This window comes from Sphingobium sp. SA916, assembly GCF_002894065.1.
Classification (GTDB): domain Bacteria; phylum Pseudomonadota; class Alphaproteobacteria; order Sphingomonadales; family Sphingomonadaceae; genus Sphingobium; species Sphingobium fuliginis.
In genome coordinates, this window is the sequence record NZ_LXYF01000032.1 from 34452 (window position 1) to 47457 (window position 13006).

General features: G+C 67.3%; 7 protein-coding genes. 2 read left to right on the forward strand and 5 right to left on the reverse strand.

The genetic code is table 11. The features are described from left to right. The first annotated feature begins 33 nt into the window (after nucleotides 1-33). On the forward strand, nucleotides 34-999 hold the full coding sequence (locus tag A8G00_RS09440; RefSeq protein WP_044661137.1) for an AraC family transcriptional regulator: 966 nt from the start codon (nucleotides 34-36) through the stop codon (nucleotides 997-999). Here A8G00_RS09440 and A8G00_RS09445 read toward each other — a convergent pair. From A8G00_RS09445 to A8G00_RS09455, 3 genes are all read right to left on the reverse strand, one after another. Then, nucleotides 947-3997: a glycosyl hydrolase family 28-related protein gene (locus A8G00_RS09445; protein ID WP_103000508.1), complete on the reverse strand. Its 3051-nt coding sequence runs from the start codon at nucleotides 3995-3997 to the stop codon at nucleotides 947-949. The two genes, A8G00_RS09440 and A8G00_RS09445, sit on opposite strands and share 53 nt — an antisense overlap. Nucleotides 3998-4066: 69 nt before the next feature. Further along, nucleotides 4067-7036 (reverse strand): TonB-dependent siderophore receptor, encoded by a 2970-nt coding sequence (locus A8G00_RS09450; RefSeq protein ID WP_103000490.1) that lies wholly within the window; start codon nucleotides 7034-7036, stop codon nucleotides 4067-4069. Nucleotides 7037-7173: 137 nt separating this feature from the next. After that, nucleotides 7174-10218, reverse strand: a complete 3045-nt coding sequence (locus A8G00_RS09455; protein WP_103000491.1) for a glycosyl hydrolase family 28-related protein — start codon at nucleotides 10216-10218, stop codon at nucleotides 7174-7176. Nucleotides 10219-10390: 172 nt separating this feature from the next. On the opposite strand from A8G00_RS09455, the gene A8G00_RS09460 reads away from it, so the two are divergent. Further along, nucleotides 10391-10921 carry a gluconokinase gene (locus A8G00_RS09460; RefSeq protein WP_048575499.1) on the forward strand — a complete coding sequence of 177 codons (531 nt, stop codon included), beginning with the start codon at nucleotides 10391-10393 and terminating at the stop codon, nucleotides 10919-10921. 6 nt (nucleotides 10922-10927) lie between these two features. Here the strand turns inward: A8G00_RS09460 and A8G00_RS09465 are convergent, their stop codons facing one another. Further along, nucleotides 10928-11605 carry a FadR/GntR family transcriptional regulator gene (locus A8G00_RS09465; RefSeq protein WP_044661134.1) on the reverse strand — a complete coding sequence of 226 codons (678 nt, stop codon included), beginning with the start codon at nucleotides 11603-11605 and terminating at the stop codon, nucleotides 10928-10930. A gap of 43 nt (nucleotides 11606-11648) precedes the next feature. After that, nucleotides 11649-12995 carry a gluconate:H+ symporter gene (locus A8G00_RS09470; RefSeq protein WP_103000492.1) on the reverse strand — a complete coding sequence of 449 codons (1347 nt, stop codon included), beginning with the start codon at nucleotides 12993-12995 and terminating at the stop codon, nucleotides 11649-11651. Nucleotides 12996-13006 lie beyond the last annotated feature (11 nt).

Genomic DNA, 13006 nt, shown 5'->3' on the forward strand with positions numbered 1-13006 from the left:
ATGATCCATATAAGATTACGGATCGTCCATAACATGGATCCCCTTAGCGACATCATCGCCTTGCTTGGACCCAGCGCCGCCATCGCCAAGCCGATCACGGGGCGCGGGCGGTGGGGCGTTCGCTATCGCGCGCATGACGCGCCCGGCTTCACGATCATCCTTGCGGGGGAAGCCTGGGTCGCCTTCGAAGGGGGCGCACCGCTTCGGCTGGCGCAGGGCGACTTCCTGCTGATGCCGACCACCCCGCCCTTTTCCTTGAGCAGCGAAGCGGGTCTTCCCTGCACCTGGGTGGAACCCCGCGGCGAAGCGGTGCGGCACGGGGATCAGCCAGGCGATCCGGACTTCATCGCATTGGGCGGCAGCTTCGCGTTCGAGCGGGCCAACGCCCCCCTTCTGCTGTCATTGCTTCCCGATCTGATCCATATCCCGGCAGCGCAGGGCCGCGCCACGCGCTTCGGCCAGTTGATCGGGATGCTGGCCGACGAATGCCTGTCCAGCCATCCGGGCAAGGAACTGATCACCCGGCGCCTGCTGGAGATGCTGCTGGTGGAGGCGCTTCGCTGGCGGCCGGGCGGTGGGGAAGCGGACCATCGGGGCCTGCTGGGCGCGATGCGCGATCCCGCGCTGGCCCGCGCGCTGCGGGCCATGCATGAGGATGTGCGCGCGCCCTGGACCGTCGCGCAGCTTGCAAGCGTGGCGGGCATGTCGCGTTCCGCCTTCGCCGCGCGCTTCGGTGAGGCGCTGGGTTGCGGCCCGATCGAATATCTTGCGCGCTGGCGCATGGCGATCGCCAAACACGCCTTGCTGCGGGGCGACAGGTCCCTGGGCCGGATCGCGGAGGAAATCGGCTATGATTCCGCCAGCGCCTTCAGCACCGCGTTCCGCAAGCGGCTGGGCTGTCCGCCCGGCAGCTTCGCGCGGCTCCACGGTGGCGGCGGTCCGGAGCTTAGCCCCCGCGCCCCGGCTTCACCGCATAGAGGCCGTGGTGCGACAGGATGAAGAGGGTTCGGCCGCCTTCCCCGCCGAAGAGCAGTTGCAAGGGCCGTTCCGGCACGTCGATGCGGCCGACCTCCCTGCCGTCGGGCGCATAGACGAAGACCTGCCCGTTCGCGACATAGACCCGGCCCTGCGGGTCCACCGCGACCCCCTCCCCACCGCGATCCGCGAACGGCCTGAGGTCGGTGATCGCGCCGCCCGCGCCCACCAGGCCGCTGTAGGTGCGGTTTTCCGAACCATTGGTGAGGAAGACGCGCCTGCCCGGCTCCCCCTGGATGAAACCATAGCTGTCGAGCGAATCGGAGAAGCGCAGGCCGCGATGGTCGGCCGGACCCTGCGCGAAGGTGCGGAAGGCAGGCAGGGCGATGCTGCCGTCGGGCGAGACATATTCCTGCGCCTTGGGCGCCGCCATGTCGCGGGCGAACATCTGGGCAAGCGTCGTGAATTCGTAGGTCCTGGGATCGATCTGGTCCCTGAACTCGCCATTGTTCCACCAGTTGACCGGCAGCACCGTGGCCCTGCCCGCGTGGGGCGCGACGGGCGTTGCCGGAATGACGCTGATCTCGCCGTCGGGCGCGCCGGGCCTGACGCTGTAGACCGTGCCGTTGCGCCCGTAGGAGGAGAGGACGAGCAGATTGCCGGAACGGTCGATGCTGAGGTTGACCGGATCGAGCGAGGCGTCGCGCACCATCTCCAGCCGGCCTTCGTCCGACCAGCGCCAGATGCGCTGGAAGCGGCGATCGATGAAATAGAGCCGGCCCTGCGCATCCACCGCGCCGCCGCCCGCCGAATGGAAGCCGTCTGCCAGTTTCTCCACCCTGCCGCCCAGGAAGCTGGCGGGCTTCACCGGCTCCGGCCGGGCGGGGACGTCCAGCACGGCGAACTCCCGTTCGCGAACGTCCAGCCCATGGGTGACGTCGCGAATGGCGTTTTCGAACGGGAATTTGGTGAGCCGCAGGAAGGTCGCGCAGCCATTTTCGTCGCAGGTGCCAAGGCCGCTTTCGCCATTCACATGGACGTTGCGGAAACGGATGTCATGGGAATTATAGAGGGTAATGGCGGCGGGTGCGGGCTCCCTGGTGCGGGTGACGCGATAGCCGTGGAAATTGGCGACCAATATGTTGCGCGAGTCCCTGATTTCCAGCGCCACGGCGTCGCCGCTCTCTCCCGCTTCACCCTCCGTCTGCGGCGCGAGCAGTTCCCAGTTGGCGACGCGGTTCAGGCCGATTTCCGTGCGGACATGATGCTCGACCGACGCCTGGATGAGGCGGCCGGGCGTTTCCGTGTCGGAGATCAGGATGCCGGGATGGCCGAAGGTGCTGGGGCTCCAGATATTGGCGAAGGTGCCGCCGCCGCCCTGCGTCACCCAGAGGCTGGCATATTGGCCGGCCCAGCGTCGGGCGGAATCGGGATCGCCGGTGGCATTGTTGTTGTAGGGATTGACCCGGCTGCCGTCGAAGCGGTCGGTGCCGTGGCCACCCTGGAACTTGACGTCGTTGACCATGGAGTGGGCGCCGGCCTTCCACAGCAGCGCCGTGGCGCGCGGATTGGCGCCGTTGGTGTTGAGGCCGAGGCCCGCGACGATCGCATCGCCGCCCTTCGCGCTTTCCACCAGCGCCTTGGGCGCGCCCACCCCTGCCCAGCCGGGCGCGCCGTCGGGCAGCACGATCTGCGTCAGGCTGGGGTGCAGGCCCAGCAGCACCGTATCGGGACGCAGGCGCAGCGTGTCGCTGACATGATAGAAGCCGGCGGGCAGATAGACGACGCGGTGGCTGTCGATCGCCTTCTGGATGGCGGCGGTGTCGTCGGTCCTGTCGTCGCCCTTGGCGCCGAGCGTGCGGGCGTTCACCCATTCCGGGACGGGCGGCAAGGGGCGGATGGCGGGAGCGGACGGGGCCGGCAGCGCGCCCATGGCTTCCGCCTGCATGTCCGTCCGGTACTCGCCCATGCGGCCGACGCCCGGCAGCGTCAGGCCGTGGGTGAAGGAGGCGATCCTGTAGTTCTGCCCCCTGCCAGCGACGGTGCGGCCGCTTTCGCGGAAACGGGCGAAGGTGGGGGTGTTGGCCGCCAGCACATTCTGGAAGCCGATCTGGGTATAGACATTCTTCTCGTTCGAGATGACGACGCCCGCCTTGGCCACATTCTCGAACCGGAGGTCCTGGCCCCAGAGCCAGTCGCCATAGCCCCGGTCGATCTCTATCCCGACCGGCACGTTGCGGAAGGCGACGTTGACCATCGTCAGGCCGGCCTCATGCTCGCGGATGGCGGCGTCGCGCTGTCCCTCGAACGTCGCGTCGACCAGCGCGAAGCCCCAGGCGGGGGACGGCTTTTCCGCGAGGATGCCGTAGCGCCCGCCCCGGAAATGCAGGTCTTCCGCTTCATTCGCCACATGGTAGAGGCCGGCGAGGCCCGAGCCGATGTCGAAATCGGCATGGCTGACGAAGCTGTGCTGGGCGGAGTGGAAGCGGATCGCGGTGGCCGCCGGATTGCCGTCCATGATGCGGAAGTCGATATTGCCGAGCGCAGAATAGAAGGTGCCGGGATTGGCGTCCGCGATGGTCCTGTTGAACGGCACGCTGCCCGCCGGGGGGAAGGCGGCGGGCGGCGTGTCCCGGTCGGTCTGGCGCTTGCTGCCGGTGAACATCAGCATATGGGCGACGCCGCGCTGGAAGCCCGGCGTGTTCCGGCCGAGCAGGATGACCGGGCGCCTTTCCCCGATGCCGAAGATGCGGACGCCCGGCCAGAGGAAGATCGTCCGGCTGATACGATAGGTGCCGGCCGGCAGGAAGACGATGCCGCCGCCGCCCTTTTCCGCCGCCGCGTCGATGGCGCGCTGGATCGCCGCGCTGTCGTCCGCCCGGCCGTCCCCCGCGCCCTTGACGGTGACGGCGCGCGGCTCGTCGGGCGCAACGGTATAGACGGATGGAGAAGCGTGAGCGGGTACAGCCGCCGCCAGCAACAGCAGCACCGACGCGCAGGCCCCGCTCAATCCACGAACCATCGACATACTCCAGTTACAAGAAGTCCCGGCCGGTGAAGGCCGGGACGAGGTGGGGGAGAGAGTGGCAGATCAGAAGTTGAAGCGAACCCCCGCGCGGTAGATGCGGCCCAGCGTGTCGTAGAGCGCCGGGTTGATGTCCAGGCCGGTGTTGGTCTGCGGCGCGGCGACCGGGTCCTTGTCGAACAGATTGTCCACCTTGCCGTAGATCGACAGGTTTTCGCCGAACTTGAAGGTCGCGCCGATGTCGACGTAGAAGGCGCCCTTCATCCGGTTATAGTCGATGGTCGGGTGGTTCGTGGTCGAGGCCGGGCAGGACGACTGGCAGACGACATATTGATTGCCGAAGGTGCCGTCGCTGATCCAGCGTTCCTGCACCGTGAAGCTGAACCGGCCGCTGTCGTAGGTCTGGACCGCCAGCCATTTCCAGTCCGGCGTATTGCCGTTGTTGGCGCCCGCCTGATCGACCGGGTCGACGCCCGCAATGCCCGCATTGACGATGAACTTGCGGATATGCGTGCCCAGCGCCCGGACGGTGAAGCTGCCCGGCAGGCCCAGCGGCTGCTGCCACTGATAGCTTGCCTCTATGTCGAAGCCGCTGGTCTTCCAGGAAGCGAGGTTGAAGGGCTGGACATTGACGAAATTGGTGCCCTGCGGCCCGTCGAGCTGGAAGCCGCCGCAGAAGGCCTGGTTGCCCTCGAAGCAGAAGCGGACGATCTGGTCCGCCGACAGGGTGGAGACCACGCCGCTGAGCTTGATGTTGTAATAGTCGAAGGAGAGGCTGAGGCCGGGAAGCCATGACGGCCGCGCCAGCACGATGCCGAGTTCGGTGTTGCGGGCCACTTCCGGCTTCAGATTGGTGTTGCCGATGGTGTTCTGGAACACCTGCACCGCCTGGTTGCGGAAGGGATCGTTGAAGTTGGGCAGCGTCGTCACCGTGGGCGCCGCGAAAAGTTCCGACAGGTTCGGCGCGCGCACGTCGCGCGAGGTCACGGCGCGCAGGCGGATGCCGTCGAGCGGCGTGTCCCAGGTGCCGCCGACCTTCCACGTCCAGACCGTGCCCGACGTGCTGTAGTTGGTGACGCGCGCCGCGCCGTTGAGGTTCGCGCGGCCCATGGCGTCGCTGTCGATCAGCGGCAGGTCGACTTCGAGATAGCCTTCCCACACTTCATATTTGCCGCGCCCGTTCTTGTAGTTGCCGGCCGCCCAGTTGCTGCCCAGCGTCGAATTGAGCAGCGGATCGGCCGGATAGTCGGGGCTGTTGGGGCTGAGCGGCGAAACGCCCGCGCCATAGGGATCGGCGTTCACGCGATAGAATTCGCGGCGATATTCGCCGCCGAACGCGACCGAGACCGGCCCAGCCCACAGTTCGAACGGATTGCCCGAGAAGTTGAGGCTGGCGACGTCCTGCGTCAGCTTCGTATGCTGGAACGGTCCGTTCTCATGCGGCGCGACATAGGCCAGCGCCGCATCCGAAGGGGTGAAGCCGCCGAAGATGTTGATCGGCTGGCAACCCGCCGCCCGCGCCGCCGGATCGGCGCAGACGACGGCGCCGTTGAGCGTGATCGCATTGGTTGCGGCGACATAGCGGTTCTGGAGGACGATGTCCCGCACCCTGATGTCGGAAATGGTGATGCCATGTTCATAATAGGCGTCATAGTTCCAGTCCGTTCCGCCGACGCCGATCTTGCCCTTCAGCCCGCCGACGAAGCGATATTGCCTGCGGTCGGTGTGCACCCGGGGATCGGGGAAGGCGCCGTTGCTGCTGCCGAAGCTGAATTCCGTGATGCCCGCCGTGGCGCAGCGGTCGCGCACCAGTTGCGGCAGGAACGGGTTGGCGCACTGGACGGTCAGGCTGGGCCGGTTATAGCCGGGGCTGGGCTGGTTGCTGGTCTTCACCTGCGCGACATTGACCGTCACATAGGCTTCATTGTCGTCGGCGAAGTCGTAGCCGATCCGGGTGTAGCCGTTGATGCGCTCCAGCGCCGATTTCAGAGAGGCGCCCGAACCCGGCGCGCCCGACAGGTCGCCGCCCTGGCAGAAGCTGTTGCCGCGGAAGCAGTTGCTGACCTGGCCGTTGCCGAGCGGCTGGCCGCCCGAACCATAGTTGAAATTATAGGGCGTGCCGTTCCGGTCGAAGGCGATGCCCTGCAACGGGCCGTTGTTGATGAGGCCGTAGCGCGCATATTGATAGGGCTGTGCATAGTCGCGATAGTTGAACTGCGGCAGGCCGTTGTTGAGCTGGCCGGTGTTCATCAGCGTCGTCGCGCGATACCAGTCGCGGCTGCCGGCGAGGTCCGTGCCGAAGTCGCCGGCGCCCACGCCGCCTTCATGGTCATATTCGCCGCTCAGCACGACATGCAGGCGATCGTCGAGGAAGGACTTGCCCCAGGCCGCCTGCACCAGCGCGGTTTCATCGTCGCCATATTTGGTGATGCTGCCAAGGATATTGCCCTTGAACCCTTCGAAACGGGTGTCGGTGATGAAGTTGACGACGCCGCCGACCGCATCGGAGCCGTAGGAGGCCGACGCGCCCCCCGTCACCACGTCGACGCGCTTCACCAGAAGCTGCGGGAACATGCTGATGTCGGGAACGCCGGTGACGTTCGCGCCGACGACGCGCTGGCCGTCGAGCAGGGTCAGGGTGCGGATCGGGCCCAGGCCGCGCAGGGAGAAGGAGCTGAGGCCCTGCTGGCCGCTCGACGTGCTGAAGGTGCCGGTCGACGCGCCGGTCGATCCCTGCAACGAAGGCAATTGGGCGACGGTGTTGAAGATATTGGGCTGCGCATTGTTGGCGATCTGCTCCTCACCGATCACCGTGGTCGGCGTGGGCGCGTTGAAGCCGCTGGTCGTGATGCGCGACCCGGTGACGACGATGTCGGCATTGCGCGCCGCGCCCGCATCCTCCGTCTGCGCCTGGGGCGCGGCCGTCGGCGGCGTGGCCGCGTCCTGGGCCCGGGCCGCGCCGGCCAGAGCCATGCTCGCCACCGCCGCGAGGCTGACGCCGGCCAGATGTCGATGGATTGCGATCGTCACTTTCATTGATCCTTCCCCTTTTATATCTGGCCGCCCGTTGCCGGCCGGCTGCGCCCATGCCCGGCGATGCCGCAAAGATTAGCCCCCGGCCCGCCGCGCCGCACTTACGACATAGGTCGTAGGCGCGCCGTGGGGGCGTTTTCCTACGGCTTCGCCGCGTAGAGGGCGTGGTGCGTCAGGATGAACAGCGTGCGCCTGTCCGGGCCCCCGAACAGGATCTGCAACGGACGATCGGGCACGTCGATCCGGCCGCTTTCCCCGCCGTCCGGCCCATAGACGAAGATCTGCCCGTTCGCGACATAGACGCGGCCCCGTCCGTCCACGGCCACGCTTTCCCCGCCGCGATTGGCGAAGCGGCGAAGATCGGTCAGCGCGCCGCCCGCGCCCACCGTGCCGCTATAGGTGACATTTTCCGACGCATTGGTGACGAACAGGCGCTCGCCCGGCTTGCCCGACACGAAACCATAAGCGTTGAGGCTGTCGGACCAGCGCCAGCCGCTGTGGTCGACCGGCCCCTGCTGCCAGGTGCGGAAGGCGGGCAGCGACAGGCTGCCGTCGGGGGACAGATATTCCTGCGCCTTGGGCGTTCCCACGTCGCGTGCGAACATCTCCGCCAATGTGGTGAACCGATAGGTCCCGAAGTCGAGCTGGTCGCGAAACTCGCCATTGTTCCACCAGTTGACCGGCAGCAATGTCCGGGCGGCGGCGGCGTTGCGCACCGGAGTGGGCCGGATCAGCGTCATCGCATCCTTCGGCCCCGCCGGATCGAAGGAATAGACGCCCGCCTTCGGCCCCAGGGAGGACAGCACCATCACATGGCCCGATGCGTCGATGGCAAGGTTCACCGGGTCGAGCGCATGGTCGCGCACGATCTCCAGCCCCTTGTCCTCGCTCCAGCGGTGGATGCGCTGGAACCGGCGGTCGATGAAATAGAGCGCGCCCTGCGGGTCCACCGCCGCGCCGGAGATCGACCAGAAGCCGTCCTCCAGCTTATCGACCTTCGTGCCGCCGGGCGGCGGCGCAGGGATGGTGCTGCCCGCCGGTCCGATGTCGAGCTTCGCAAACTCCCTTTCCCGCACGAACAGCTTGCGCGTCACATCCTCTATCGCATTGTCGAACGGATATTTGCTCGCCCGCAGGAAGGTGCCGCAGCCTTCGTCGTCGCAGGTGGCATAGCCGCTTTCGGCGTTGATGTGGACGTTGCGGAAGCGGATGTCGCCCGAATTGGCGAGCTTCACCGCGCTTTCCTCCGGCGCATAGGTGCGCGTGACCCGATAGCCATGATAATTGGCGAACAGCAGGTTGCTGGAATTGCGGATGTCGAGCGAGATGGCGTCGGGCCCGTCGCCCACTTCCTGTTCGGTCTGGGGCGCCAGGAACTCCCAATTATGCACATTGTCGAGCACGAATTCATTGCGGGCATGATGTTCGACCGACATTTCATAGACATGGCCCGGCGTGCGGGTGTCCGTGACATAGAAACCCGCCTGCGCGAAGCTGTTGGGGCTCCACACATCGACGAAGGTGCCGCCGCCCCCGTCCGTGACCCAGATGCTGGGATATTGCGCGTCCAGCCGGTCGTCCGTGACGGGATCGCCGGTGTGGACCCGCAGGCTGCCGAGCATCGTGCCGTCTGCGGTGGGGGTGCCGCCGCCGCCCATGATCTTGACGTCGTCCACCAGGCTGTTCTCGCCCGAGCGCCACAGCAGCGCGGAGGCGCGTGGGTTCACGCGGCCGGTGAAGAGGCCGAGGCCGGACAGGATATTGTCGCCGCCCCTGGGGCTTTCCAATATGGGGAGCACCGTGCCGAGGCCGGCATGTCCGGGATTGTTGTCCGGAATATAAAGCTGCGTGATCGCCGGGTGCAGGCCGATCAGCACGCTGTCCGGGCGCAGTTTCAACCGGTCGGTGACCTTGTAGAAGCCGGTCGGGAAATAGAGGATGCGGTGGCTGTCGATCGCCTTCTGGATCGCGGCGGTGTCGTCCGCCCTGCCGTCGCCCATCGCGCCCAGCGTGCGGACGTTGACCCATTGCGCCATATCCGGAAGGTCGCGGATGGCGGGCGTCCTGGGCGCGGGCATGGCGGGCAGCGCCTCCACCTCCGCCTCCGTCCTGTACTCGCCCGTCCGTCCGAGCGTGGGCACGGCGAGGCCGTAGGAGAAGGACGCCACCCTATAGGCCCTGCCCTTGCCGTTCACCGCCTGCCCGCTGTCGCGGAAGCGCGCGAAGACCGGGCTGTTCACCGCCAGCGCATTTTCGAAGCCGACCTGGGTGAAGACATTCTTCTCATTGGAGATGATGACGCCCGCCTTCGACACATTTTCGAATCGGACATCCTTGCCCCACAGGCTGTCGCCATAGCCCCGGTCGATCTCGATCCCGACGGGCGTGTTGCGGATCGCGACATTGACCAGCGTCAGGTCCACCTCATGTTCCCGGATGGCGGCGTCGCGCTGGCCGTCGAAGGTGGAATCGAGCAGGGTGAACTGCCAGGCGGGCGAGGTCTTTTCCGTCACGATGCCATAGCGGCCGCCCTGGAAATGGACATTTTCGATGACGTTGCCCGCCTGATAGACGCCCGCAAAGGCGGTGCCGAGGCGGAATTCCATATGGCTGAGGAAGGCATGCTGCGCCATGCGGAAGCGCACGCCCGCCGCCGCCGGATTGCCCGGCGCGATCTCTATGTCGACATTGCTCATCGAGGAATAGAAAGTGCCTGAATTGGCGTCGCGCACCACCTTTTCGCGCGGGACGACGGTCGGCACCGGCACGGGCACCTGGCCGACATTATACTGGTCGCCGCCGCCGAAGACGATCATGGTCGACACGCCCTGCTGGAACCCGGGCGTATTGGCGCCCAGCAGGATCACGGGGCGCGTCGGCCCCACGCCATAGACGCGCACGCCCGCCGGGATCACCAGCGTGCGCGTGATGCGATAGGTGCCGGACGGCAGGAAGACGATGCCATGGCCGGTCCTGTCCCGCGCCTTGTCGAGCGCCTGCTGGATCGCCGCGCTGTCGTCCACGCGGCCGTCGCCCTTCGCCCTGACGGTGACGGCATCGGGTTCGTCGGGGGCAAGGGGGAAGACCGAGCGGCCCGCGGAGGATGCCTGCTCCGCCTGTGCCCGTTCGGCCCCCGCCAGGGCCGTCGCCGCCAGCAGAGCCGCCATCATGGCGCGTCCGATCATCACCGTCTCCCGAGATAGTTGTCGCCTCGACCCATGGCTAAGGCCGGGGCCGGCGCTTGGCACTTGCGACAAAGGTCGTAGTTTTCATGCCTCTACCGGCAAAGCTATAGCGAAGGGACATCGGGGCGGTGCGTCATCAGGGCGCCATCGCCCGCCTGCCAGGGACGCCATTTTGCCATCATCCGCCGATCCTGCCCCCTCCTTGCCGCTCGCCGTCATCGTCATGGGCGTCAGCGGCTGCGGCAAGTCGACGCTGGGCGCCCTGCTGGCCGAAGCGCTGGCCTGTCCCTTTCTGGAGGGCGACAGTTTCCACTCGACCGATGCGGTGGAGAAGATGCGCGGCGGGCGGGCGCTGACCGACGAGGATCGCTGGCCCTGGCTCGACCGTCTGGGGCAAGCGGCGGCGGATGCGATAGCGGCGAACGGCGCGGCGGTCCTTGCCTGCTCGGCGCTGCGCAGAAGCTATCGCGACCGGCTGCGCGCGGCGATCGGCGCGCCTGTGCGTTTTGTCCTGCTGGAAAACAGCCGGGACCAGTTGCTGGCGCGCCTTTGCAACCGCCCCGGCCATTATATGCCCGCCAGCCTGCTGGACAGCCAGTTGGCGACGCTGGAACGGCCGCAGCCGGACGAGGGTGCGATGATCCTGACGACCGATACGCCGCCCGGCGCGCTGCGCGATCTGACGCTGGACTGGCTGCGCTGATTGCCTTCACGGCATCAGGCGGCGGCGTCCTTCCCACAAATGCCAGCGCATAGCGAGCGCGGCGCCCTCCGGGTCCTGGGCGCGGATCGCGTCGACGATCAGCTCATGCTCGCGCAGCATGGTCGCGATCACCTCCGGCGGGCGGGAGCGGGAGATGTCGACGCCCGCCCGCATGATCTTCTCTACATCGCCATATAGCGCATCGAAGGTGATGACGAAGGCCGGATTGCCGGTCGCTTCCGCAATGCGGCGGTGCAGTTCCATATCCTCGGCATGGGCGGGCTCGCTGGACAGCAGGGCCTGGCTCAACAGCGCCAGCCCTTCTTCGATATGCGCCATTTCATGCCCCGTCCGCCGGGTGGCGGCGAGGCGCGCGGCCTCCGCCTCCAGCACGAAGCGCACCTCATAGCTGCCGAGCGTCGTCGGCAGTTCGCTGAGCGGCATGAAGGCCGTCAGCCGTTCCGACGGGCGGCTCTTGACGAAGGAGCCGGCGCCCCGCCGCGCCTCCGTTATGCCGTCCGACGCCAGCCGCACCAAAGCTTCCCGCACGATGGCGCGGGAGACGCCGAACATCTCCGCCAGCCGCGATTCGGAGGGCAGGCGTTCACCGACCTCCAGACCTTCCGCCTTGATGATCTCTACAATGCCGGCATAGGCATGGTCGGAAAGCCGCGCCTGTGTCATCGGGACACCTGCCTGTCTGTCGAAGTCATGGCTGCCCCCCTTGCTAGAAGATACTGCTCGCCGCCAGCACCGCCAGCAGGCCGACGACGGCGACGACTGTCTCCATGATCGACCAGGTCTTGAAAGTGCCGGGCATGTCGGTGCCAAGATAGCTTTTCACCAGCCAGAAACCGGGATCGTTGACGTGCGAGAAGAACAGCGAACCCGCGCCGATGGCGAGGACCATCCATTCGGGTTGCACGCCGGATGCGGCGACCAGCCCCTCCATGACGCCTGCCGTGGTGATCGTCGCCACCGTGGCCGAACCGGTCGCCAGGCGAATGCAGACGGACACGCCCCAGGCGAGCAGGATCGGGGAGATCGCGCCGCCCTGCGCCAGCCGCACCAACATGTCGGAAAGCCCCGCCGTCACCAGCACCTGCTTCAGCGCGCCGCCCGCGCCGATGGCCAGGATGATGCCCCCGGCGGGCGTCATCGCCTCCGTCCAGATGGCGTTCTGGATGCTGCGGTCGGCGATGCGTCGCCCGAACAGCAGCGGCAATGCGGCAAGCACCGCCACGAGCAGCGCGACGACCGGATCGCTGATCCAGCTCAGCCAGTGGAACAGCGCCGCCATGTCCGGCGGCATCAGCGCGACCGCCTGCCCCGCAGCGATCAGCACGACCGGCAGCAGCACGGCCGCCAGTGCGCGGCCGACGGAAGGAGTCGCGACATCGACGCGCACGGGGTCGAGCAGCGGAGGACTGAGCTTCACGCCGGGCGCGGTGAAGCGGGCCAGCAGCGGGCCGGCGATGATGGCGGTGGGGATGCCGACGATCAGGCCATAGACCAGCGTCAGGCCCAGATTGGCGCCCAGCGCGTTCACGGCCAGCAACGGGCCGGGGTGCGGCGGCACCAGCGCATGGACCACCGACAGGCCCGACAGGGCGGGCAACATCAGGCGGAGCTTGGCCGTGTCGTTGTTCTGCCCATTGGGCAAGGCCGCCGCCGCCGAAGCGACGATCGGCAGCAGCAGCACCAGCCCCGTTTCGAAGAAGAGGGGCAGACCGATCACGATGGCGGTGAAAAGGCTGGCCCAGGGCGCGCCCCCAATGCCTGAAATGCGCAGCGCAGCGCGCGCGAGTCCGCCCGCGCCGTCCGACAGTTGGAGCATCGCGCCAAGGCCGAGGCCAAGCGCGACGACAAGGCCCGTGCCGCCCAGGATGGCGCCCGCGCCCTTCTCCACCGCCTTTGCGGTTTCCTCCATCGGCAGGCCCGCCAGCAGCCCCACGGTGAAGGCGCCGCAGAGCAGGCCCACGAACGGATGCAGCCGCCCCCGGATGATGAGCGTGATGGAGAGCGCGATGCCGGCAATGGCCGAGAAGATCAGCCGATAGTCCGCCGGGCTCATGCGGCGCCTGC